We start from the raw sequence: 23,349 nt of genomic DNA, 5'->3' as shown, positions 1-23,349 counted from the left end.
GTCCCATGGCCGATCAGACCTTCAAGAACGTCATCAACGGTGAGCTCGTCGACAGCGCGTCGGGCGAGAGCTACGACATCATCGACCCGACCACCGGCGAGGTGTACGCGCAGGCGCCCAAGTCCGGGGCCGAGGACATCGACCGGGCGTACGCCGCGGCAGACGCCGCGTTCGAGTCGTGGGGGCAGACCACACCGCAGGACCGCGCGAACGCGCTGCTGAAGATCGCCGAGGCGATCGAGGCCCGCGCCGAGGAGATCAACGCCGTCGAGTGCAAGGACACCGGCAAGCCGCTCGGCCTGACGATGTCCGAGGAGATGCCGTACGCCTCGGACCACTTCCGCTTCTTCGCCGGCGCCGCGCGCGTGCTCGAGGGCCGCTCCGCGGGCGAGTACATGGCCGACCACACCTCGTGGATCCGCCGGGAGCCGATCGGCGTCGTCGGCCAGGTCACGCCGTGGAACTACCCGCTGCTGATGATGATCTGGAAGATCGCGCCCGCGCTGGCCGGCGGCAACACCGTCGTGCTCAAGCCGAGCGACACCACCCCGGCCTCCTCGACGCTGCTCGCCGAGCTGGCCCAGGAGTTCCTGCCGCCGGGCGTGCTGAACGTCGTCACCGGGGACCGGGACACCGGCCGCCTGCTGGTCTCGCACAAGACCCCGCAGATGGTCGCGATCACCGGCTCGGTGCGCGCGGGCATGGAGGTCGCGGAGGCGGCGTCCGCCGACCTGAAGCGCGTGCACCTCGAGCTGGGCGGCAAGGCGCCGTGCATCGTCTTCGACGACGCCGACATCGAGAAGGCGGCCGAGGGCATCGCTGGCGCCGGCCTGTTCAACGCCGGCCAGGACTGCACCGCCGCGACGCGCGTCCTCGCCGGCCCCGGCATCCACGACGAGTTCGTCGCCGCGCTGACCGAGGCCGCGAAGGGAATGCCGACCGGCGACCCGGCCAACGAGGACACCTACTACGGCCCGCTGAACAACCAGGGCCAGTTCGACCGCGTTGCCGGCATGGTCGACCGGCTGCCCGACCACGCGAACCTGCAGACCGGCGGCGCGCGCCAGGGCGACCGGGGCTACTTCTACGAGCCCACCGTGGTCTCCGGCCTCAAGCAGGACGACGAGCAGATCCAGAACGAGATCTTCGGCCCCGTCATGACCGTGCAGAAGTTCACCGACGAGGCCGAGGCGCTGCGCTGGGCCAACGGCGTGCAGTACGGCCTGTCGTCGAGCGTCTGGACCAAGGACCACGGCCGCGCGATGCGGATGTCCAAGCACCTCGACTTCGGTGTCGTCTGGATCAACACCCACATCCCGTTCGTCTCCGAGATGCCGCACGGAGGCTTCAAGCACTCCGGCTACGGCAAGGACCTCTCCATGTACGGCCTCGAGGACTACACGCGCATCAAGCACGTGATGTCCTACATCGGAGAGTGAATGCACGGAGGTGTGTTCGCACTCGTCGCTTCGCTCCTCTCATGCGCATCTCCTCGGCTCGACGTCCGAGCTCCGAGGACGGTTCGAGCGTGAGTGACCGTCTCGCCGTCCCTAGGAGGGTTCAAGGATGAGGATCCTGCTCGTCGGCGCCGGTGGCGTCGGCTCGGCCTTCGCCGCCATCGCGGCCCGCCGCGACTTCTTCGAGACCATCGTGGTCGCCGACTACTCGCTCGAGCGCGCGGAGAAGGCGGCGGCCACCGACAGCCGGTACGTCGCCGCCCGGATCGACGCGTCGTCCGAGGACGCCGTCGCCGCACTCTGCCGTGAGCACGGCATCACGCACGTGATGAACGCCGTCGACCCGGTGTTCAACATGCCGATCTTCAACGGCGCGTTCGCGGCCGGCGCGGACTACCTCGACATGGCGATGTCGCTGTCGAAGCCGCACCCCGAGGCGCCGTACGAGAAGACCGGCGTGAAGCTCGGCGACGAGCAGTTCGCAGTGGCGGGGGACTGGGAGTCGTCGGGCCGGCTGGCGCTGGTCGGCATCGGCGTCGAGCCCGGGCTGAGCGACGTCTTCGCGCGGTACGCCGCCGACCACCTGTTCAGCGAGATCGACGAGCTCGGCACCCGCGACGGCGCGAACCTGGTGGTCACCGACGACGAGGGCAACGAGATCTTCGCGCCGTCGTTCTCGATGTGGACCACCATCGAGGAGTGCCTGAACCCGCCGGTGATCTGGCAGGACGGCGACTGGCACACGACGCCGCCGTTCTCCGAGCCGGAGGTCTTCGACTTCCCGGAGGGCATCGGGCCGGTCGAGTGCGTGAACGTCGAGCACGAGGAGGTCCTCCTCATGCCGCGCTGGGTGGACTGCAAGCGCGCGACGTTCAAGTACGGCCTCGGCGACGAGTTCATCAACATCCTCAAGGTGCTGCACACCCTCGGCCTCGACTCCACCGAGAAGGTGCGGGTCAAGGGCGTCGAGGTCAGCCCGCGCGACGTGGTCGCCGCGGTGCTCCCCGACCCCGCCACGGTGGGCCCGCGGATGAAGGGCAAGACCTGCGCGGGCCTGTGGGTGACCGGCAAGGGCAAGGACGGCGCGGCGCGGTCGACGTACCTCTACCACGTGGTCGACAACGAGTGGACCATGCAGGAGTACGGCCACCAGTGCGTGGTGTGGCAGACCGCGATCAACCCGGTCGTCGCGCTCGAGCTGCTGTCGCGCGGCACCTGGCAGGGCGCGGGCGTGCTCGGCCCGGAGGCGTTCGACGCGGTGCCGTTCCTCGACCTGCTGACCGAGTACGGCAGCCCCTGGGGGATCAAGGAGCTCTGACCTCAGGTCGCACCCCCGCCTGCCGATGGGCAGAGGTGCCCATTCCTCTGCCGACGCAGCTCCCGCGGTGGCCGACGTGGCTGCCGCGCGGTGGCTCGCTGCCCGAACCGGCGTGGCGGACGCGGCATCGCGCGGTGATGGCGCTGCTCTGGGTGCACGTGGTCGCGATCCCGGTGTACGCGGTCTACCGGGGCAACTCGGTCGGGCACGCGTGGGTGGAGATGGCCCCTGTCCTGATGGCCGCCCTGGTCGCCGGCTTCATGCGGCTGGGGCGTGCGGTGTCGTCCTCGGTCGCGGCCGCCGGGCTCATGGTCTGCTCCGGAGTGATCGTGCACCTGTCGGGCGGCATGATCGAGGCGCACTTCCACTTCTTCGTGATGATCCCGGTGATCGCGATGTACGAGGCGTGGGCGCCGTTCACGCTCGCGGTGTCGTACGTGCTGGTCCACCACGGGATCATGGGCACCCTGGACCCGCACGCGGTCTACAACCACCCGGCCGCGCGGGAGCAGCCGTGGGTGTTCGCCGGCGTGCACGCCGCGTTCTTCGCGTTCGCCAGCGCCGCCTGCATCGTGAACTGGTGGCTGCACGAGCGGGCGCGGGAGGCCTCGCAGTCACAGATGCAGCTGCTCAGCACGATCGTCGACTCCTTGCGCGACGGCCTGGTCGTGATCGACTCGCAGGGCAAGATCCTGCTGCGCAACCCGTCGGGCATGCAGCTGATGGGCGGCCTGCACGACGACGTGCACGAGGTCGGCGGCTCCGAGCAGTTCGGGCTGTTCCACACCGACGGTGCGCCGATCGCCCAGGACGACCTCCTGCACGTGCGGGCGCTCGCCGAGAACCGGGTGCAGGACCTCGACCTCGTCGTACGCAACCCCGGCGTGCCCGACGGGCGGGTGCTCAACTTCGTGGCCACGCCGTTGGAGACCTCCGTCGGCGACGCCGACCGCGACGTGGTCGTGGTGTTCCGCGACGTCACCGAGCGGCACCGGACCGAGCAGGCGCTGGCCGACGCTCTCGCCGTCGAGCAGGACGCGGTGGAGCGGCTGCGTGAGCTCGAGCGGGTCAAGTCCGACTTCGTGTCGACGGTCAGCCACGAGCTGCGGACGCCGATCACCAGCATCATCGGCTACCTCGAGGTGCTCGAGGACGGCATGGCCGGTGAGCTCGACGACGCCCAGCGCAGCATCGTGGGCCGGATCGACCGCAACAGCCACCGGCTGCTGCGCCTGGTCGAGGACCTGCTCAAGCTCTCCCAGATCGAGTCGTCGAGGCTCCAGATCGAACGCGAGCGCACCGACCTGCGCGAGGTCGTCGCGGCCGCGCACGACTCCATCGGGTGGCTGCTCGAGAGCCGCGCGCTCGACGTGGTCGTCGAGGTGCCGGACGACGCGGTCGAGCTGGAGGTGGACCCCGACGAGATGGAGCGGATGCTCGCCAACCTGCTCACCAACGCCGTGAAGTTCACCCCCGACGGCGGCCGGGTCGAGGTGCGCCTCGACGCCGACGACCTCGGGGCGACCCTCGTCGTCTCCGACACCGGCGTGGGCATCCCGGAGTCGGAGCAGGACCAGCTCTTCAGCCGCTTCTTCCGCTCGTCGATCGCGACGGAGCAGGCGGTCCAGGGCACGGGCCTGGGCCTGACGATCGTGCAGGCGATCGTCGCGCTGCACGGGGGCTCCGTCGACGTCGACTCCGGCGCCGACCGCGGGACCACGTTCACGGTCCGGCTGCCCCGGCGTCCTGCTAGAACGTCCGTGGAAGCCGAATCAGTGGCCATCTGACCTCGGCGACCGCGGCGCGCGCGGCCTCCAGCCAGGTCTGTTCGGGGGGCCTGACGGTCAGGGTCGCGGTCGTCTCGCCCGCCCGGAGCCGGGTCGTGCCCACCGGCGCCGTCAGCGTCCCCGTGCCCACCCGCTCGCGCGCCGGCACGACGACGTCGACCGCGCCGAGCGGAGTCCGTACGACGACCGGCAGGTCGCGGTCGCGCGGCCGGTCGAGGCGCACGGTGATGGTCGCGGTGGTCGGCAGCAGCGGCGACGCGGTGACCGTCGTGTCCTCGACGGTCACGACCGGCGCCGGGTCGTCGTCGAGCACGCGGAGCACGGCGCGCGGGCCGAGCGCGATCCGCTCGACCGCCTCGTCGACGGGGTCCTGCGGCGCCCGGAACCACGTCCGGCCGACCAGCTCGCCGGCCGGGACCCGGACGATGCCGGCGGGCGTCGGCACCCGCGTCGCACGGGTCGTCGGCCGGTCGAGCCGGACGGTCAGGCGCACCCGGTCTCCCTCGGCGATCCGCTGGTGGTCGGCCCGCACGCTCGTGCGCGGCACCGGCGGCGTCGGGTTGCCGGCGGCGTCCAGGTCCGCGAAGCAGTAGCCGCGCTCGCGCAGCGTCGCGATCTCGCCCGGCAGCGCCTTCAGCGTGGCGGGGGAGTTGGTGACGCCGTCGTGCTGGAGCACCACGTTCGTCCGGTGCGGGCGCACCGCCGCGACCACGCTCCTCTCGATCTGCTTCGGCGTGAGCCCGGTCCAGTCACGCGAGTCGACCGTCCAGAGCACCGGCACCAGGCCCTCCGACGCCATCGCCCGCCGGACCCGGTCGTCCACGGCGCCGTACGGCGGTCGCGCCAGGTCGGTCGGCTGCACGCCGGCGTCGAGGAGCGCCTGCTGCGTGTCGGCCAGCGCCTGCCGTGCCTCGGCCCTGGTCTGGGACGTGAGGTCGGCGTGCTCCCAGGTGTGGTTGCCGATCGCGAAGCCGGCCCGGTCGACGAGCCGCACCAGCTCCGGGTCCGCCGCGACGCGGTTGCCCACCATGAAGAACGTGGCCGGGACCTCCAGCCTGGTCAGCAGCCGCACCATCTGCGGCGTCACGCTGGCGAGCGGGCCGTCGTCGAACGTCAGCGCGACCAGCCCGCGCGAGCACGGCTCGACCGGGGTGCGCGGCTTCGCATCGGCAGGAGTCGGCACGAGCAGGGTGGCCGCCAGTGCGACGAGCAGGGCGCGAAGCATCACCCGAGTGTGACGCGCGACCCCAGGGCGATGTTGTCCGCCCCGACGAGCGAAAACGATGCGACGACTGTCGGCGTCTCGTCATACCGTCGTCCCCAGCCATGACTGCCACTCTCGGAACCGATCGCCCGGTCCACTCCGCGCCCCGCCCGCCCCTGCCGCCCGAGCGCACCGTCACCTGGCGCCGGCTGCGCGGTCCGGTCGCCGTCTGGTCGCTGGTCGCCGCCGCGATCGCCGCGATCAGCACGTCGCTGGGCTCGCTGGTCGCGGGACGCCTGGCCGAGTCGGCCACCGCCGAGCTCGTCGAGCTGCTGGCGCTGCTCGTGGTCGGCGCGGCGGTGCTCGACACCGCGGCCCGCACGCTGTGGGCCGGGGTGGTCGACCGGGCCGAGGGCCGCCTCCGTGCGGACCTCCTCGACGCCGCCATGCACCAGCCGCTCTCCGTGCTCACCGAGCAGGCCGTCGGCGAGGTGCTCGACCGGGTCGACGACGACACCCACGAGGTCGGCAGCCTGCTGCGGCAGAGCGGATGGCAGGCGATCCGTACGACGCTCGCCGCGGGGCCGCTGTGGATCATCGCGGGCGTCACCTGGTGGCCGGCGTTCCTGCTGTTCCCGCTCGCCGGGGTCGGCGCGGTCGCGGTCGCGTGGCGACTGCTCCCGCAGGTCGCCGCGCGCAAGGTCGAGGAGGAGGCCGCCTGGACCGACCACGCCGCCGCCCTGGAGGAGGGCATCGCCGGCCGCGACGACCTGCGCGCCAGCCTCGGACAGGCGCACGTGCTGCGCCGCTGCGTCGAGCTCGCGTCGCTGGTGCACCGGCGGTTCGCGGTGGTCCTCGGCCTCGAAGCGCGGATCGGGCGACGCACCGGCACGCTGCTGCACGGCGTGCTCGCCGCCACCGCGCTGATCGGCGTGGTGCTGGTCGTGGACGGCCGCCTCGACACCGCCTCGCTGGTGACGCTCTACCTCGTCACCACGATGTTCGTCGGCCAGGTCGACATGCTCGCGCGCCACCTGCCGGACCTGCAGGCCGGCTTCGGCGCGGTGCTCCGCCTGCGCGACCTGCTCGGCTCCGAGCCCGAGCCCGTGGGTGGCGCCGACCTCCCGGAGGGCCAGCTCGACGTGCAGCTGCGCGACCTGCACTTCGCCTACGTCGAGGGCACCTTCGCGCTCCAGCACGTCGACCTGCACGTGCCGGCCGGCACCACCTGCGCGCTGGTCGGGCGCACCGGCTCCGGCAAGTCGACGCTGGCGTCGCTGCTGTCGCGCGCCGTGGAGCCGGAGCCGGGATCGGTGTTCCTCGGCGGGGTCGACGTGCTCGACCTGGACCTCCAGCAGCTGCGCTCCTCGGTCGGCGTGGTCACCCAGCGCACCGAGATCCTCGCCGGCACCCTCGCCGAGAACATCACGCTCTTCCAGCCCGTCCCGCGGTCCGAGGTCGAGGCCGCCGTGACCGAGCTCGGTCTCGACGCCTGGGTCGCCGGGCTGCCCGCCGGGCTCGACACGCTGCTCGGCCCGGGCGGCACCACGCTGTCGTCGGGGGAGGAGCAGCTGGTCGCATTCGCCCGGCTGCTCGTGCGGCACGTCCGCGTCGTCGTCCTCGACGAGGCGACCGCCCGGATGGACCCGGTCACCGAGGGCCACGTGGTCCGCGCCTCCGAGCGGCTGCTCGCGGGGCGCACCGGCATCCTGGTCGCGCACCGGCTCTCGACCACCGAGCGAGCCGAGCAGGTCGCGGTGCTCGAGGGCGGCCGGGTCGTCCAGCGCGGTCCGCGCGCGCGGCTCGCCGCCGAGGACGGCCCGTTCCGCACCTTGCTCCAGGCGTCGGCCGAGGAGGACCTCGCGCCCCCGCCCGACGACGCCGTCCGCGGCCAGGTCGGCACCGCCCGGCGTACCGGCGCACCCCCGGCGCCGCCGGAGCTCCTCCCGACGCCGAGCCTCACGCGGGCCACCTTCTCCGCGATGACCGTCGAGCCGAAGTGGGGCCTGGTCAGCGTCGCGCTGTTCCTGTTCTCCGCGCTGACCGGCGCGCTCGGCGCGATCAGCGGCTGGATCTGGGGACACCTGGTCGCGACGTTGCAGGCAGGGGAGAGCCCGACCGCGCTGACGGCAGCGCTGGTGCTGTCGCTGGTGCTGTCCCCGCTGCTGCTCGCCGAGGCGATCCGGCGCTACCCGCGCTGGTGGATCTCGGTGATGCTGCGGGTCCGGACATCCGTGCTCGCCGGCCAGACCTCCCAGCACCGCCTGGAGCGGACGCCGCCGGGTGAGGTGGTCGCGCGCACCATGGACGCCGACCGGCTCGCGCGCTACTCCGACCGCTGGATCGACTTCGTCAACGGCTTCATCATCGCCGGCGTGACCGCCCTCGTGGCGCAGAGCTTCCTGGCCGGTGGCGTCCTGCTGACCGTGATGTTCGCCTCGGCGCTCGCGTCCTCGCTGGGCCGCACGATCGCGGGTCGCTCGGCGGCCGCGTCCGCGACGGCGCGGGCCGGGTTCGGCCGGTCGTTGGTGTCCGCGCTCGACTCCGTGCGCACCGTCAAGCTCGCCGCGTCGACCCCGAGCGTGCACGCGCACCTGAAGGAGGTCGACGGTGGCCGGGTCGACGCCGCGGTGCGCGAGCACCGGGTGCAGGCGATGCTCGACGGCGTCCCGATCGTGATGGTCCAGTGCGGTGTCGTCGCGGCCTGGGCCGTGATGGTCGCCGGCGGCTGGGGCCTGGCCACCGCGCTGCTGGTCTCGACCGCGGTCAGCGGCTTCGACTGGTTCGGTCGCGTCGCCGGCGCGGTCGTCACCGAGGCCCCCGGCGTGCGCGCCTGGATGCGGACGACGAGCGGGCTGGCCGGTGGGGGCGACCTGATGGACCTGCCCGCCGGGGTCGACCTGGTGGCCGGCTCATCACCTGCGCCGGAGCCGGGCGTCCGCGACCCGCTGCGGACCCTCGAGCTGCGCGGCCTGACCGCGGTGCACGACGACGGCACGATCGGCGTCAGCGACGTCGACCTGACCGTCGGCTCCCGCGAGCTCGTGCTGCTGCTCGGCCAGGTCGGCTCGGGCAAGTCCAGCCTGCTGTCCGCGCTGGCCGGGCTGGTCTCCAGCACCGGCGAGATCTCCTGGAACGGCCAGCCGGTCGGTGACCGGCAGGTCTTCCTGCGCCCGGGCCGGGTCGCCCACGTCGCGCAGGTCCCACGAGTGCTGTCCGGCACGTTCGCCGACAACGTCAGCCTCGACCACCCCGACCGCCAGGTGATGCCGGCGGTCGAGACCGCTCGGCTCACCCGGGACGTCGAGGCCGCGGGCGGACCGGACGCGCTCGTCGGGCACCGGGGTGTGCGGCTGTCCGGCGGCCAGGTGCAGCGCCTGGCGCTCGCCCGCGGTCTCGCCTGCGACGCCGAGCTGCTGCTGGCCGACGACGTCTCCTCGGCGCTGGATGCCGCCACGGAGGTCGAGCTGTGGACCGCGCTGCGCGAGCGCGGCGCCACCGTGATCGGCGCGACGTCGAAGCGGGCCGCGCTCGTCCAGGCCGACCGGGTCGTCGTCCTGGTCGAGGGCCGGGTCGCGGCTACCGGTCCGTGGTCGGAGCTGGCCGGGTCGTGGGGGCACCTGGCGGGCTGAGCCGGCGCGCGAGCCGGACGGGGAGCCCGACCGCGATCTCGAGCGGACCACGCAGGCGGAACGCGGCGAACGCCGCGCCGATCGCGAGCAGCACGGCCACGTGCCTCAGGTGCGCGTGCGACACCTCCGGCGGCCAGAAGTCCGGCGTGCGCAGGACGACGTGCAGGGAGTACAGCGTCAGGGTCATGGCGCCGGCCCCGAACGCGACCGCCAGCAGCGCCGTCGCCCGTGCGGCCAGCGCCCGCTCGACCAGCAGGCACGCCCCGATGACGAAGACGGCGCTCCCGATCGTCTGGGCCAGGTCGAACGGCGTGGCCGAGTGCGGTGCGACGAGGAGCAGCCAGCCCCAGTCGCCGTCCGGCGGCGTGGTGCCGTACATCCCGGTGGCGTGCTCGTCCGCCACGGTGGGATCGGTCAGCGACCGGGAGACCTGGGTGGCGAGGACCGCGACGCCGAGACCGCCGAGGGTGAGGCCGACCAGCAGGTGGCGGTCGCGCAGGTCCGCCCGGCCGAGCGCGAGCCCGGCCAGCAGGTAGGCGAGCCACGGGACGACGGGGTAGTAGCCGGTGAACAGCAGCTCGCTCGCCAGCTGCCACGGGTCCGCCAGCTGTCCGAACGTCGGGCTGGCGTAGCCGCGCGGGGGCAGGTCCGGCCGCACGAGGTGGGACAGGACCGGCCCGAGGACGACCCACACGACGGCGAGCACCGTCAGCGCGCGACCGCCCAGGACCGTGAACGGCAGTCCCAGCACGAACAGGACCCCGTAGTACGTCAGGATGATCGCCAGTCCGCTCTCCAAGCCACCGAGCAGCAGTCCGAGCGCGGCGATCAGCAGCGCGCGCACCACGATCCCGGCCGCGCGCAGGCTCGCGGCCCGTCCGCGCACCGGCTCGCGGGTCATCATCGCGAGGCTCACCCCGGCCAGCACCGCGAACAGCGCCGATGCCCGGCCACCGGCCAGCCACTGCCCGAACGTCAGGTCGCCTGCGGGCGTCCGCTCGTCGAGCATGTGCGTGGCGACCATGCCGAGCAGCGCCAGGCAGCGCGCGACGTCGAGCCCGACCAGCCGCTCGCCCGCCCGCTCTGTCATGGGGCCACGGTAGGCCGGGGCTACACCTCGTCGGTCGCGTCGTACACCCAGGAGGTGTCGGCCGTCGCCAGTCCCTCGACCCAGGAGGCGGGCGCGTTGTTCATGATCGCGCCGTAGTCCCAGTAGTCCTTCCAGAGGCAGACCCTGCCGTCGCGGACCCGGTGGACCGTGACGAACGCGAGCGTGAAGACCTCACCGGTCGGGAACGACCACGTCTCGGTGTGCTCGTACATCACGTTGCCGTCGGCGTCGGACAGCAGCAGCCCGTCGTGGTTCTCGTACGCCGAGAGCCCACCCCAGCCGACCTGCAGCCGCTTGGCGATGTCCGCCGGTCCCCGGGCCGCCAGCGCCGGGCCGACCGGCATGTCGAGGTAGATGCAGTCGTCGGTGACCCAGTCGGCGATGCCGTCGTAGTCGCGCGCGGACAGGGTCCGCCAGAGGCCGCGCACGGCCTCCTCGGGGGTGCGGGTCACGAGGCGGCGACCACGGCGCGGGAGGGCTGCTCCGCGCGCAGGAACTGACCGGTGCGCTCGCGGCCGACGAGCTCGGTGGGCTCACCGGCCTCGACGACGCGGCGGCCCGCGATGAACACGGCCGGTACGGCGGCGTCGTTGCGGTTCACCATCCGCGACAGGTTGCCGTACTGCTCGACCGGGCTCTCGTGGTACTCCTCGAGGGTGGCGTCGAGCCGCTCCGGGTCGATCACCACGATGTCGGCGCGGTCGCCCTCGCGGAGGAAGCCGGCGTCGATGCGGTACCACTCGCCGAGCTCGCCGGTCAGCCGGTGCACGGCCTGCTCGGTCGTCATGAACGGCTTGCCCTGGATCTCGGCGTCCCGCACGTGCTTGAGCAGCCGCAGCGCGAAGTTGTAGAACGCCATGTTCCGCAAGTGCGCGCCGGCGTCGGAGAACCCGACCTGGATGCCGGGGTCGGCGGCCAGCTTCTTGAGCACCTCGGGGCGGTGGTTGCTGATCGTCGTGCGCCAGCGGATGTCCGTGCCGTGCTCGAGCACCAGGTCGAGGAACGCGTCGACCGGGTGCTTGCCGCCGCGCTCGTCGCCGACCTGGCCGAACGACTTGCCGACGACCGACGGGTCGGGGCAGGCGACGATCTCGGCGTCGTAGAAGTCGCGGTGCCAGACCCGCGGGCCGTACTTGCTCTCGTAGTCCTTGCGGAACTTCTTGCGGTACTCCGGGTCGCGCATCAGCTCGTCACGCGCCAGCTTCTCCTGGATGTGCAGCGCCATCGCGCCGGAGCCGAACTCCTCGAAGATCACCAGGTCGATGCCGTCGGCGTACACCTCGAACGGCACCGGCAGGTGCTGCCAGCGGAAGTCGGCGCCCATCTTGTTGACGAGGTTCGCGATCGGCCGCATCAGGTGGATCACGAACGGGATCGCCTTGATGTCGGCCGCCGACAGCAGGCTGGTGCGCAGCGCGGGCTTGCCGAACCACCCGATCGAGCCGAGCGCCTGCACGCCGATCGTGTGCGGGTGGCTGGCGTCCGGTCCGGCCTGCAGCGCCCGGCGGCGCCGGCGCAGGATCTTGCGCAGGCCGCGCATCTCCTTGCCCTTGGCGTACGTCGACGGCAGCGTGCGGGACCGGCAGAGGTCGCCGTCGACCTTGTCGAAGAGCAGCTGCTGGGCGGACATGCCGACGAACCCGGCGTCCAGCGCCTCGTTCAGCATCCGCTCCATCCGCGCCTGCTCGCTGCGCGAGGGCTTGACCTCCTTGCGCGTCGCGCGGTCCAGGCCCATCGTCGCGGTGCGCATGTCGGAGTGACCCACGAACGCCGCGAGGTTCGGGCCGAGCGGCAGCGACTCGAGCATCTCGACGTACTGCTGGGCGTTGTCCCACGTCTTGTGCTCGTCGACCGCGCGGATCACGTGCTGGCGCGGGATCGCCTCGACCCGGCCGAACAGGTCGCCCGCGTCGACCCCGCCGACGTGCACCGTCGAGAGGGAGCAGGAGCCGAGGAGCAGCGTGGTGACGCCGTGCCGCAGCGACTCCGGCAGCCCCGGGCCGTCGAGCACCTCGATGTCGTAGTGCGTGTGGATGTCCACGAACCCGGGCAGCACCCACTGCCCGGCCGCGTCGACGACTTCCGGGCATCCGGTCTCGTCGAGGTCCTCGACGGAGACCACGGCCACGCGGCCGTCCTTGATGCCGAGGTTCCGGACCGCGGAGGCCGCGCCCGTCCCGTCGAACCAGCGCCCGCCCTTGATGATGGTGTCGTAGGTCACAAGGGCATGGAACAGGTTCTAGTTGACGCGCGTCAAGGGGTCGAGGCTCGCTTCGCTCGCACCTCAACCACCCGTCGCGGCGAATGCCTCCGCGACGACGTCGAACGCCTCCTCGAGCAGCGTGTCGCTGATCGCCAGTGGCGGCAGGAAGCGGAAGACGTTGCCCCAGGTGCCGCAGGTGAGCGTGACGACGCCGTTCTGGTGGCAGTACGCCGACACCGCGGCGGTGCGGACCGGGTCGGGCTCGGTCGTGCCCGGCGCGCACAGCTCGATCGCCATCATCGCGCCGCGACCGCGCACCTCGGCGATCACCTCGTGCTGCGCCGCCAGCTCGCCGAGCCGGGTCGCCATGATCGCGCCGAGCTCGCGGGCCCGCGCGTCGAGGACCTCGGTGCGCATCTCCTCGATCGCGCCCAGGGCGGCCGCGCACGCGACCGGGTTGCCGCCGTACGTCCCGCCGAGGCCGCCGACGTGGACGCTGTCCATCAGCTCGGCCCGGCCGGTGACCGCCGCGAGCGGCAGGCCGCCGGCCATGCCCTTCGCGGTCGTGACGAGGTCGGGCACGACCTCCTCGTGGTCGCAGGCGAACCAGTCGCCGGTGCGGCAGAAGCCGGTCTGGATCTCGTCGGCGATGAACACGATGCCGTTCTCCTCGGCCCAGGCCGCGAGCGCCGGCAGGAAGCCCGGGGCCGGCACGACGAACCCGCCCTCGCCCTGGATCGGCTCGATCACGAGGCAGGCGAGGTTCGCGGCGCCGACCTGTTTGTCCAGGACGTCGATCGCGCGCGCCGCGGCCTGCTCGCCGGTCAGCCCGTCGCGCAGCGGGTACGACATCGGCGCCCGGTAGACCTCGCCGGCGAACGGGCCGAACCCGTTCTTGTACGGCATGTTCTTGGCCGTCATCGCCATCGTGAGGTTGGTGCGCCCGTGGTAGGCGTGGTCGAACACGCCGACCGCGTCCCGTCCGGTCGCGACGCGGGCGATCTTCACGGCGTTCTCGACGGCCTCGGCCCCGGAGTTGAACAGCGCCGACTTCTTGGCGTGGTCTCCCGGCGTCAGCTCGGCCAGCGCGGCGCACACGTCCACGTAGCCGTCGTACGGCGTGACCATGAAGCAGGTGTGGGTGAACTTCGCGACCTGCTCCTGCACGTTGCGCACGACGCTCGGCGCCGCGTTGCCGACGGTGGTCACCGCGATGCCGGAGCCGAGGTCGATCAGGTGGTTGCCGTCGACGTCGACGAGCACGCCGCCGCCGGCCTCGACGATGAACACGGGCAGGGTGGTGCCGACGCCGTCGGCGACGTGGGCCTTCTTCCGGTCGAGCCGCTCGAGCGAGCCGGGGCCGGGGATCTCGGTGACCAGTCGACGTTCCTGCGCGATGCTCATGTTCGGAGCGTAGTGCGGGAGACTGGGGAGCGTGAGAGGCCTTCCTAGGGACATCGTCATCCTCGGCAGCACCGGCTCCATCGGCACCCAGGCCCTCGAGATCGTGCGGGCCAACCCCGATCGGTTCCGGGTGGTCGGGCTGACCGCCGGCGGCTCCAACCGGGAGCTGTTCGAGGCGCAGGTCGCGGAGTTCGCGCCGGCGTGCTCCGACCTGTTCTGGGGCCTGGGCGAGGACGCCTCGGTCGAGGCCGCGTCACGGGAGTGCGACGTCGTCCTCAACGGCATCACCGGCGCCGTCGGCCTGCGCCCCACGCTCGCCGCGCTGGACGCGGGCAACGTGCTCGCGCTGGCCAACAAGGAGTCGCTGATCATGGGCGGCCCCCTGGTGCTGGACCGCGCGAAGCCCGGACAGCTCGTGCCGGTCGACTCCGAGCACAGCGCCCTCGCCCAGTGCCTGCGTGGCGGCACCGCGGAGGAGGTGCGCCGGCTCGTGCTCACCGCGAGCGGCGGCCCGTTCCGCGGCCGCACCCGCGAGGAGCTCGCCGGGGTCACCCCGGAGCAGGCGATGGCGCACCCGACCTGGGACATGGGCCCGGTCATCACGATCAACTCGGCCACCCTGGTGAACAAGGGCCTCGAGGTCATCGAGGCGCACCTGCTCTTCGGCATCCCGTTCGACCGGATCGAGGTCGTCGTCCACCCGACCTCGATCGTGCACTCGATGGTGGAGTTCGTGGACGGCTCGACCCTGGTCCAGGCGAGCCCGCCGACGATGCTGATCCCGATCGCACTCGGTCTCGCCTGGCCGGAGCGGGTCCCGGACACCGCGCCCCCGGTGGACTGGACGAAGCCGGAGACCTGGGAGTTCTTCCCCCTCGACGACGACGCCTTCCCCGCGGTCGCGCTGGCGCGCGAGGCGGGGGAGCGCGGCGGCACCGCGCCGGCGATCTACAACGCGGCCAACGAGGTGTGCGTGGACGCGTTCCGCCGCGGGCTGCTCCGCTTCACCGACATCGTGCCCACGATTCAGGCCACTCTCAGGCGCGACGACGTACCCTCGTACGGGCAGGCGATGACCGTGGAGGACGTCCTCGCCGCTGACGCGTGGGCTCGGGACACCGCCCTCGCCCAGATCGAAGGGTTGCGATGAGCGGGCTGTTCTACCTGCTGGGTGTGCTGATCTTCGTGGTCGCCATCCTGGCCTCGATCGGCCTGCACGAGCTCGGCCACATGATCCCGGCGAAGAAGTTCGGCGGGAAGGTCACCCAGTACTTCATCGGGTTCGGCCCGACCGTGTGGAGCAAGCAGGTCGGCGAGACCGAGTACGGCGTCAAGGCGATCCCGCTCGGCGGCTACGTGAAGATCGTCGGGATGCTGCCGCCCGGCGCCGCGGACCTCGCCGACGAGGTGTCGTACGACGCGCAGGGAAACCAGGTCCTCAAGGTGCGCAAGTCCAACACCGGCATGTTCACCCAGCTCATCTCCGACGCCCGCGCGGCGGAGTGGGAGCTGATCGGGCCGGAGGACGACGAGCGCCTCTTCTACAAGATGGCCTGGTGGAAGAAGGTCATCGTGATGGCCGGCGGGCCCACGGTGAACCTGCTGATCGCGTTCCTCATCTTCTGGGGCGTGTTCGCGACGTACGGCCAGCGCACCATGGAGCCCGAGCCCGGCCAGCCGGTGATCGACACCGTCTCCGAGTGCATCATCCCGTTCTCCGAGGAGGGCCGGGCGTGCGCCGCCACGGACCCCGCCAGCCCCGCCGTGGAGGCCGGGCTGCGCCCCGGTGACGTGATCACGAGCTTCAACGGCACCCCGGTCGACGACTGGGAGGACCTGCGGTCGATGATCCGCGGCAACGACGACGGCCAGGCCGTGATCGGCTACGAGCGCGACGGCCAGCAGCTGACCGGCACCACCAGCACCACGGTCGAGGCGCGGCCCACGTCGGGCACCGACCTGACGCTGCGCCAGGTCGGCTTCCTGGGCGTGACGCCGACGTCGTACATGAAGATCGAGACCGGTGGCCCGGTCTACACCGTCGACCAGATGGGCACGATGGCCGTCGACACGGTCCAGGCGCTCGCCACGCTGCCGGTCAAGGTCTGGGGCGTCGCCGAGGCGATCGTCGGCGCCGAGGAGCGCCAGATCGACAGCCCCGTGAGCATCGTCGGCGGCGGCCGGCTGGCCGGCGAGACCGTCTCCCACGAGACCTTCCCGGTCAAGGAGAAGGCCGTCTTCCTCCTGATGATGATCGCGGGCTTCAACTTCTTCATCGGGATGTTCAACTTCATCCCGCTGCTCCCGCTGGACGGCGGCCACATCGCGGGCGCGCTGTGGGAGGCGATGCGGCGTGGCTGGGCCCGGTTGTGGGGCCGTCCCGACCCCGGGTACGTCGACGTCGCCAAGCTGCTGCCGATCGCGTACTGCGTCGCGGCCAGCCTGCTGGTCATGGGCGTGGTGCTGATCGTCGGGGACCTCGTCGTACCCCTCCACCTCGAGTCCTAGGATTCACCACATGACCGCCATCAGCCTGGGCATGCCCGAGGCGCCCCCTCCGGTGCTCGCTCCCCGTCGCAAGACCCGCCAGATCAAGGTGGGCAAGGTCGGCGTCGGCAGCGACTCGCCGGTGTCGGTGCAGTCGATGACGACCACGCTGACCTCGGACGTGAACTCCACGCTCCAGCAGATCGCCGAGCTCACCGCGACCGGCTGTGACATCGTCCGCGTCGCGTGCCCGAGCCAGGACGACGCCGACGCGCTCCCGGAGATCGCGCAGCACTCGCAGATCCCGGTCATCGCCGACATCCACTTCCAGCCGAAGTACGTCTTCGCCGCGATCGACGCCGGCTGCGCCGCCGTCCGCGTGAACCCGGGCAACATCCGGCAGTTCGACGACCAGGTCAAGGAGATCGCGCGCGCCGCCAAGGACCGCGGCACCTCGATCCGGATCGGCGTGAACGCCGGCTCGCTCGACAAGCGGCTGCTGGAGAAGTACGGCAAGGCCACGCCCGAGGCGCTGGTCGAGTCGGCGGTGTGGGAGGCGAGCCTCTTCGAGGAGCACGACTTCCACGACTTCAAGATCTCGGTGAAGCACAACGACCCGGTCGTGATGGTCCGTGCCTACGAGCTGCTGGCCGAGGCCGGCGACTGGCCGCTGCACCTCGGCGTGACCGAGGCCGGCCCGGCGTTCCAGGGCACGATCAAGTCCGCGACCGCGTTCGGCGCGCTGCTGTCCAAGGGCATCGGTGACACGATCCGCGTCTCCCTCTCGGCCCCGCCGGTCGAGGAGGTCAAGGTCGGCATCCAGATCCTGCAGTCGCTGAACCTGCGCCCGCGCAAGCTCGAGATCGTCTCGTGCCCGTCCTGCGGCCGCGCCCAGGTCGACGTGTACACGCTCGCCGAGCAGGTGACCGCCGGCCTCGAGGGCATGGAGGTGCCGCTGCGCGTCGCGGTCATGGGCTGCGTCGTCAACGGGCCCGGCGAGGCCCGCGAGGCCGACCTCGGCGTCGCGTCCGGCAACGGCAAGGGCCAGATCTTCGTCAAGGGCGAGGTCATCAAGACTGTGCCGGAGTCGCAGATCGTCGAGACCCTCATCGAAGAGGCGATGCGGATCGCCGAGGGCATGGAGTCTGTCGACGGCGCGTCGGCGTCGGTCACGGTGTCCTGACACGACGTAGGCTTCGGCCGTGCTCACGACCCGGCACGGCGTCCGCCCGCTCGGCGCCGCCGACCTCGACGCGTTCCTCGCGCTCGCGCGCCGGGACCCGGTCGTGAACGTCTTCGCCGACTACCGGGCCAGCACCACCAACCTCGAGCCGCGCTGGCTCGGCGGTGAGATGTGGGGCCGGTTCGTGGGCGGCACCCTCGCGGCCGCGTGCCACGTCGGGGCGAACCTGGTCCCGGTGCAGGCCACCGCCGACGACGCCGCGGTGTTCGCCGAGCGCGCGCTCGCGCGGGGGCGCACGGTCTCCACGATCGTCGGTCCGCAGGAGGCGGTCCGGGTGTTCTGGAACGGCGTCGCCGGCAGCTGGGGGCGACCCCGCGAGGCGCGCTGGGAGCAACCGCACCTCGAGATCGCCGAGTCGCCCCACATCGATCCGGATCCGCTGGTGCGGCGTACGACCAAGGAGGACCTGGACGAGGTCTATCCGGCCTGTGTGGCGATGTACACCGAGGAGGTCGGCGTCTCGCCGGAGTACGGCGGGGGAGCCGAGCTGTACCGCGCGCGGGTCCTGCAGCTGATCAGCCGTGGCTGGTCGTTCGCGCGCTTCGACGGTGACCGGCTGATCTTCAAGGCCGAGGTGGCGTGCGCGACGCCGTACGCCGCCCAGATCCAGGGCGTGTACGTGCCGCCGGAGTGCCGGGGCCAGGGCGTCGCGACCGCAGGGATGGCGGCAGTGGTCGAGCTCGTGCGGCGCGAGATCGCGCCCGTCGTGTCGCTGTACGTCAACGACTGGAACACCCCAGCGCGTGCGGCGTACGAGAAGGTCGGCTTCCGCGAGACTGCGCGCTTCGCGACGGTGATGTTCTGATGACGCGGTCGACGCGCTTCCTCGTGGCGATCTTCGGGGTCTCCGGTGTCGTCCACCTGGTGCGGCCCGAGGTCTACGAGCCGCTGATGCCGTCGTGGGTCCCGGCCCACCGCGAGGTCATCATCGGCAGTGGCGTGGCCGAGCTCGCCTGCGCCGCCGGCCTCGCCGTACCCGCCACCCGGCGGTTCGCCGGGCTGGCCTCGGCGCTGCTGCTCGTCGGCGTCTTCCCGGGCAACGTCAAGATGGCCGTCGACGCCGCCGGCACTCGCAACACCCGGTTCAAGGTCGCCGCCTTCGCTCGGCTCCCGCTCCAGCTGCCGATGATCCGCGCCGCCCTCCGCGCCGCCCGCGGCTGAGGTTCTCCACAGGCCCCTCGCTCGCGGTTTCGCTTCCGCGCGGCCGGGGGAATGATCGGCACCGTGACCGGTGCTCGGGCGGTCATCGCCGCCACAGTCCTCATCCTCGGAGTCAGCGCCTGCTCAAGCGACGACCCGGAGCCCATCGTCGCGCCCACGCCGAGCGCGTCGGAGCCGAGTGATCCGACTACGTCTCCGGTCGCGGGGGCGCTCGGCCCGGAGGAGACGCTCGCCGCATGGATTGACGCACGGAACCAGGCACTTCAAGACGGCGACGTGTCTGCGGTCGAAGCGCTGAGCGCCGAGTCCTGCAAGACCTGCCGTGACTCGATCGCCCCTATCAAGCAGGTGTACGGGGACGGCGGACACTTCGACACTGATGGTTGGGTGTTGGTGTCGTCTCGCTTGAAGTCGGAGAAGGCCTCAAAGGCCTCCCTCACTGCAGCAATCGATTACGCGGCCGGTAAGACAGTGGTCAAGGCGGGCGCTGAGCCAGTCACCTACGCCGTCGAGCACCACATCATCATCGTCGACCTGATCAAGGAAGACGGGGTGTGGCTCGTCCAGTTCATTGGGTATCTGTCGTGAAGTGTCTGATCGGTCTGGCCCTCGTCGTCGCTGGCCTGGTGTGGGTGGCCCCAGCTGCTCACGGCGCGTGCGATCGGTCTGCTCAGGTGCAGTTGGTTCAAGGTGCCGCTCAAGTGAACACCCAGGTCAATTGCAGCGGCGGCGGCAACGGAGAAGCGGGCCTGACTCCGGCAGCCGACATGCCAGCTCGCGATTCTGGCCTTGACGCACTCTGTGTCAATGCGGCCATTTCTAATGGTGTTGATCCATTTGCTTACTGCCCTGAGCAATCGGAGGCTCCAGAGCCCGAACTGACCGTCGGGATGGTCGCCACCGCCTTCCAGCGGCTGCCTCTGCCTCCTGCTGAGCTGGTCGTTCAACCACCCAACGGCCGGACCCTGGTGAACTTCGAGACGAACTTCTACACCGAGCAGGGCGAGTTCACGCGGACCGTGCGGCTGCTCGGGCGCGAGGTCGAGCTGCGGATCTGGCCCGAGCGGTTCGGGTGGCGGTTCGGTGACGGCCACGAGCGCTGGACGACCTCGCCGGGGGATGCGTACCCCAACCTCGAGGTCACGCACCGCTACCTGTCGAAGGGGCGGGTGGCCCCGAGCGTGGCGACGACGTACGCGGCTCAGTTCCGCGTCGGCAATGGTCCGTGGCGCGACGTGTCGGGGACGGTCACGATCCCCGGTGCTCCACAGAGCCTGCGGGTCGTGGAGGCCCGGCCAGTGCTGGTCGGGGGGTCCTGAGCACGGTTGTGGCCCCGCCGGCCGTGGTCGGCGGGGTGTGGGTCAGTGGGTATGTCGGTCGGTGTCGACGAGGTAGGTGTGGCCGTGGGGGCTGGTCCACACGAAGGTGGTGGGGCCGATGCGGTGGTAGGTCCAGGCGGTGTGGGTCTTGAGGCGGTGGTGTCCGCGGCACAGGGGCGCGAGATTCACTGTCTCGGTGCGACCGGTCGGGTAGGCGGTGATGTGGTCGGTGTCGGCGGTGCGTGAGGGGCGGCTGCAGCTGGGGAACACGCACGTCGGGAACGTCAGCGTGACTTGTTCCTGCTGCCGTGGAGTGGGTGTGTAGGAGTCGGTCGACAGGTTGTCGTTGAGGTCGAGCACCGGCCGGACGGTCACCCGGGTGCCGGCCTGTTGGCACCAGTGCTTGATCTGGTCGGGGGTGACGACGGTGCGGGTTTTCTCGACCTCGACCATCTGTTGGTCGGGGCGGGTGTGGGTGTAGATCACGACCTCGCGGTGGCCGTCGGCGGCGAGCATCCCGGCGGCGATCGAGCGGCGCACGTCCAACGGCAGCGCTGGGTCCTGGGCGGCGGCCTTCGCGGTGATCGCCTCGTCGAGGGCGACCGCGTCGGCCAGGTCCAGCACTCCGGCGACGGGGACCTGCCCGTCGACCACGTTGCGCCAGTAGAACGTCAGGTGCCGCTGCTCGGCCGCCGCCTGTCGGCGTTCCTCCGCGGCGGTCGGGTCGTACTCGGCGTGGGCGGCCTCCACGGTCCGCTCGATCTGCGCGAACGAACACCGGTGCAGCACCGGCGCGAGCGCGCGGTCCACGAACCCGGCGGCGTCGGCCGGCAGGGACCGGGTCTGCTGGGCGACCTTGCGGGCCTTCCACGCCAGCACCTCCCCGGCGAGCACGCGGGTCCAGGTGGACGGGAGCCGGTGGCACAGCTCGACCGCGTCCCCGATGAACACCCGACCCGCATCAGACGACAGACCCACGGCCAGGGCGAACTCCGCGATGCAGAACTCCGCCACCGTCGGTGCGCCGTCGCCGGCGACCTCCAGTTCCCGCTCACCCCACGACCGCGTCTCGTCGACCTCGTCGCCCGGGTGCAGGTCAGCCCACTCCAGCGCGAGGAGCAGCCGCTCGACCTCCAGCTGGGTGGCGGCGTCCACGTTGTTGCGGGCAGCCGCGAGCACCATCTCGGTGCGGGTGATCGTGGTGGCTGCCATGGATCAACTCAACCAGGGACCACCGACAATCGAGGCCCGAAAACCCTTGTTTCGACCGGGATGTGGACACATTCGCGAGAAAGTTCTGAGAACTTTTCGGTGGTGGTTTCGAGGCTCGCTAGCGCTCGCACCTCAACCACCGAAGGAGCGGCCGGTGAGCCGGGAAGCAGCGCCAGCCCGAACCCACCGCGCCCGCGTAGAAGCCCTGTCGGCGAGCAACCACGGCGGACCCGCAGCCAACCGACGGTCGGGTGGTTTCGAGGCTCGCTAGCGCTCGCACCTCAACCACCGCAGAAGCGGCCGGTGAGCCGGGAAGCAGCGCCAGCCCGAACCCACCCCATCCGCGTAAAAGCCCTGACGGCGAGCAACCAGGGCGGACCCGCAGCCAACCGACGGTCGGGTGGTTTCGAGGCTCGCTAGCGCTCGCACCTCAACCACCGCAGAAGCGGCCGGTGAGCCGGGAAGCAGCGCCAGCCCGAACCCACCCCACCCGCGTAGAAGCCCTCACGGCGAGCAACCACGGCGGACCCGCAGCCAACCGACGGTCGGGTGGTTTCGAGGCTCGCTAGCGCTCGCACCTCAACCACCGCAGGAGCGGCCGGTGAGCCGGGAAGCAGCGCCAGCCCGAACCCACCGCGCCCGCGTAAAAGCCCTAGCGGCGGCCAACCACGGCGGACCCGCAGCCAACCGACGGTCGGGTGGTTTCGAGGCTCGCTAGCGCTCGCACCTCAACCACCGTGCCAGCTCGCTAGCGCTCGCACCTCAACCACCGGAGGAGCGGCCGGTGAGCCGGGAAGCAGCGCCAGCCCGAACCCACCCCACCAGCGCAAAAGCCCTAACGGCGAGCAACCACAAGCGACCCGCGACCCAAGGACCAACCAGCTCAGTACCGCGGCGTTCGCCGCAGCTTCGAGGCCCGCTCACAGTCGGACAGGTCGCAGCGGACGGTGGCCCAGCGGCGCTGGTCGTAGGTGTCCATGAGCAGCGCGGTGTCGGACTCCCAGCGGATCGAGCCGAAGAAGTACGGCGCGTCGTAGCGGTCGAGGCGGTCACCGGTGGCGCGGCGGACGGTGACCCGCGACGGCCCGATGCCGTCGGAGAGGATCCCGATCGCGGCCACCCGCCGGCCGTCGGGGGAGACCGCCGCGACCCGCTCGGTGCAGGAGCGCGAGAGCCGGTTGCCCGCCAGCGAGGTGAGGACCGAGCAGCCGCCCTGGTAGGGATCACGGGTGTACGACGCAACGCGGCCGGCCTCGATCGAGGCGAAGTAGCCGGTGCGACGGTTGATGGGCGTCGTGTCGTCGGTGCCCGCGTAGGTCCACCAGAACGTGCGGTTCGGCGCCCAGCCACCGAGCACCGCGCGACCGGAGGAGGCGTCGAGGACCGACACCGAGCCCGGGAACGTGCGGGTCACCAGGACCCGGCCGGTCCTCGCGCTGCGCACCCGGACCGTCGTCGAGGAGCTGGAGGCGTGCGGCGTCGAGATCAGGTGGCGGCCGTCGTCGCTCAGCAGGGGAGACGCGGACGCGTCGCGGTTCGCCGTGAGCAGGCGCTCGCGCCCGTCGGGACGCACCGACACGATCCGGGCGTCCGAGCCGTCGGAGGAGGAGAGCCGGACGACGTACCGGTCGCCTGCCGTGCCGAGGAGGCCTACCCGGTCGGCGTCGAGGGAGATCCGCACCGCGTCGTCGTGGAGCACCCGGCCGTCGACGTGCGGACCGGCCGGGTGCGGACCGGCCGGGAGCGCGGCGGGGGAGAGGGTGACGAGGAGGGCCGAGACGAGTGCGGTGATCATGACTGGAGGACGCGAT

18 protein-coding genes are annotated in these 23,349 nt (G+C 71.6%); 11 read left to right on the top strand and 7 right to left on the bottom strand.

Annotation, left to right across the window (positions count from 1 at the left end; genetic code table 11):
* Window positions 1-5 precede the first annotated feature (5 nt).
* The 3 genes from ABD875_RS05710 to ABD875_RS05700 all read left to right on the top strand — a co-directional run bounded on the left by ABD875_RS05710 (window position 6) and on the right by ABD875_RS05700 (window position 4,562).
* The gene (locus ABD875_RS05710) at window positions 6-1,439 is read left to right on the top strand and encodes a gamma-aminobutyraldehyde dehydrogenase (RefSeq protein ID WP_345172103.1); all 1,434 of its coding nucleotides are present in this window, start codon (window positions 6-8) and stop codon (window positions 1,437-1,439) included.
* A gap of 127 nt (window positions 1,440-1,566) precedes the next feature.
* Window positions 1,567-2,775: a saccharopine dehydrogenase family protein gene (locus ABD875_RS05705; RefSeq protein ID WP_345172101.1), complete on the top strand. Its 1,209-nt coding sequence runs from the start codon at window positions 1,567-1,569 to the stop codon at window positions 2,773-2,775.
* Window positions 2,776-2,810: 35 nt separating this feature from the next.
* On the top strand, window positions 2,811-4,562 hold the full coding sequence (locus tag ABD875_RS05700; RefSeq protein WP_345172099.1) for an ATP-binding protein: 1,752 nt from the start codon (window positions 2,811-2,813) through the stop codon (window positions 4,560-4,562).
* Here ABD875_RS05700 and ABD875_RS05695 read toward each other — a convergent pair.
* Window positions 4,525-5,787, bottom strand: coding sequence for a polysaccharide deacetylase family protein (locus tag ABD875_RS05695; RefSeq protein WP_345172096.1), 1,263 nt, complete (start codon window positions 5,785-5,787; stop codon window positions 4,525-4,527). The two genes, ABD875_RS05700 and ABD875_RS05695, sit on opposite strands and share 38 nt — an antisense overlap.
* 101 nt (window positions 5,788-5,888) lie before the next feature.
* Here ABD875_RS05695 and ABD875_RS05690 point away from each other — a divergent pair, with 101 nt between their 5' ends.
* A complete protein-coding gene (locus tag ABD875_RS05690; RefSeq protein WP_345172094.1) occupies window positions 5,889-9,398 on the top strand; it encodes an ATP-binding cassette domain-containing protein in 3,510 nt (1,169 codons plus the stop codon).
* Here the strand turns inward: ABD875_RS05690 and ABD875_RS05685 are convergent.
* The 4 genes from ABD875_RS05685 to gabT all read right to left on the bottom strand — a co-directional run bounded on the left by ABD875_RS05685 (window position 9,346) and on the right by gabT (window position 14,116).
* A complete protein-coding gene (locus tag ABD875_RS05685) occupies window positions 9,346-10,488 on the bottom strand; it encodes a heparan-alpha-glucosaminide N-acetyltransferase domain-containing protein (protein WP_345172092.1) in 1,143 nt (380 codons plus the stop codon). The genes ABD875_RS05690 and ABD875_RS05685 overlap by 53 nt on opposite strands.
* 20 nt (window positions 10,489-10,508) lie before the next feature.
* Entirely contained in the window at window positions 10,509-10,961 is a 453-nt protein-coding gene (locus ABD875_RS05680) for a nuclear transport factor 2 family protein (RefSeq protein ID WP_345172090.1), read from the bottom strand.
* Window positions 10,958-12,730, bottom strand: a complete 1,773-nt coding sequence (locus tag ABD875_RS05675; protein WP_345172087.1) for an N-acyl-D-amino-acid deacylase family protein — start codon at window positions 12,728-12,730, stop codon at window positions 10,958-10,960. Before ABD875_RS05675 ends, ABD875_RS05680 begins: the two co-directional genes overlap by 4 nt.
* Before the next feature lie 63 nt (window positions 12,731-12,793).
* Window positions 12,794-14,116 carry a 4-aminobutyrate--2-oxoglutarate transaminase gene (gabT, locus tag ABD875_RS05670; protein ID WP_345172085.1) on the bottom strand — a complete coding sequence of 441 codons (1,323 nt, stop codon included), beginning with the start codon at window positions 14,114-14,116 and terminating at the stop codon, window positions 12,794-12,796.
* Between the two features lie 31 nt (window positions 14,117-14,147).
* On the opposite strand from gabT, the gene dxr reads away from it, so the two are divergent.
* The 7 genes from dxr to ABD875_RS05635 are packed head-to-tail and all read left to right on the top strand — an operon-like array spanning window position 14,148 to window position 20,326.
* Complete coding sequence (gene dxr, locus ABD875_RS05665; protein WP_345172083.1) at window positions 14,148-15,266, top strand: 1-deoxy-D-xylulose-5-phosphate reductoisomerase; 1,119 nt, start codon at window positions 14,148-14,150, stop codon at window positions 15,264-15,266.
* Complete coding sequence (locus ABD875_RS05660; RefSeq protein ID WP_345172081.1) at window positions 15,263-16,624, top strand: M50 family metallopeptidase; 1,362 nt, start codon at window positions 15,263-15,265, stop codon at window positions 16,622-16,624. Before dxr ends, ABD875_RS05660 begins: the two co-directional genes overlap by 4 nt.
* A gap of 10 nt (window positions 16,625-16,634) precedes the next feature.
* Window positions 16,635-17,786, top strand: a complete 1,152-nt coding sequence (gene ispG / locus ABD875_RS05655) for a flavodoxin-dependent (E)-4-hydroxy-3-methylbut-2-enyl-diphosphate synthase (protein ID WP_345172079.1) — start codon at window positions 16,635-16,637, stop codon at window positions 17,784-17,786.
* A gap of 19 nt (window positions 17,787-17,805) precedes the next feature.
* Entirely contained in the window at window positions 17,806-18,651 is an 846-nt protein-coding gene (locus ABD875_RS05650; protein ID WP_345172077.1) for a GNAT family N-acetyltransferase, read from the top strand.
* A complete protein-coding gene (locus ABD875_RS05645; protein ID WP_345172075.1) occupies window positions 18,651-19,007 on the top strand; it encodes a DoxX family protein in 357 nt (118 codons plus the stop codon). The genes ABD875_RS05650 and ABD875_RS05645 overlap by 1 nt, the downstream gene beginning before the upstream one ends.
* Window positions 19,008-19,058: 51 nt before the next feature.
* Entirely contained in the window at window positions 19,059-19,595 is a 537-nt protein-coding gene (locus tag ABD875_RS05640) for a DUF6318 family protein (RefSeq protein ID WP_345172073.1), read from the top strand.
* Window positions 19,592-20,326, top strand: coding sequence for a hypothetical protein (locus tag ABD875_RS05635; RefSeq protein WP_345172071.1), 735 nt, complete (start codon window positions 19,592-19,594; stop codon window positions 20,324-20,326). Before ABD875_RS05640 ends, ABD875_RS05635 begins: the two co-directional genes overlap by 4 nt.
* 42 nt (window positions 20,327-20,368) lie before the next feature.
* Here the strand turns inward: ABD875_RS05635 and ABD875_RS05630 are convergent, their stop codons facing one another.
* Complete coding sequence (locus ABD875_RS05630) at window positions 20,369-21,538, bottom strand: HNH endonuclease signature motif containing protein (protein WP_345172069.1); 1,170 nt, start codon at window positions 21,536-21,538, stop codon at window positions 20,369-20,371.
* Window positions 21,539-22,421: 883 nt separating this feature from the next.
* Window positions 22,422-23,333, bottom strand: coding sequence for a hypothetical protein (locus ABD875_RS05625; RefSeq protein WP_345172067.1), 912 nt, complete (start codon window positions 23,331-23,333; stop codon window positions 22,422-22,424).
* Window positions 23,334-23,349: the final 16 nt, after the last annotated feature.

Source organism: Nocardioides caricicola, from assembly GCF_039541135.1.
Lineage (GTDB): Bacteria > Actinomycetota > Actinomycetes > Propionibacteriales > Nocardioidaceae > Nocardioides > Nocardioides caricicola.
Note: the sequence above shows the minus strand (reverse complement) of the source record. Positions and strands in the feature narration are given on the sequence as shown.

Coding starts and splice junctions, on each gene's coding strand:
- ABD875_RS05710 (WP_345172103.1), top strand. CDS start 6: ATGGCCGATCAGACCTTCAAGAACGTCATCAACGGTGAGCTCGTCGAC.
- ABD875_RS05705 (WP_345172101.1), top strand. CDS start 1,567: ATGAGGATCCTGCTCGTCGGCGCCGGTGGCGTCGGCTCGGCCTTCGCC.
- ABD875_RS05695 (WP_345172096.1), bottom strand. CDS start 5,787: ATGCTTCGCGCCCTGCTCGTCGCACTGGCGGCCACCCTGCTCGTGCCG.
- ABD875_RS05690 (WP_345172094.1), top strand. CDS start 5,889: ATGACTGCCACTCTCGGAACCGATCGCCCGGTCCACTCCGCGCCCCGC.
- ABD875_RS05685 (WP_345172092.1), bottom strand. CDS start 10,488: ATGACAGAGCGGGCGGGCGAGCGGCTGGTCGGGCTCGACGTCGCGCGC.
- gabT (WP_345172085.1), bottom strand. CDS start 14,116: ATGAGCATCGCGCAGGAACGTCGACTGGTCACCGAGATCCCCGGCCCC.
- ABD875_RS05660 (WP_345172081.1), top strand. CDS start 15,263: ATGAGCGGGCTGTTCTACCTGCTGGGTGTGCTGATCTTCGTGGTCGCC.
- ispG (WP_345172079.1), top strand. CDS start 16,635: ATGACCGCCATCAGCCTGGGCATGCCCGAGGCGCCCCCTCCGGTGCTC.
- ABD875_RS05645 (WP_345172075.1), top strand. CDS start 18,651: ATGACGCGGTCGACGCGCTTCCTCGTGGCGATCTTCGGGGTCTCCGGT.
- ABD875_RS05640 (WP_345172073.1), top strand. CDS start 19,059: ATGATCGGCACCGTGACCGGTGCTCGGGCGGTCATCGCCGCCACAGTC.
- ABD875_RS05630 (WP_345172069.1), bottom strand. CDS start 21,538: ATGGCAGCCACCACGATCACCCGCACCGAGATGGTGCTCGCGGCTGCC.
- ABD875_RS05625 (WP_345172067.1), bottom strand. CDS start 23,333: ATGATCACCGCACTCGTCTCGGCCCTCCTCGTCACCCTCTCCCCCGCC.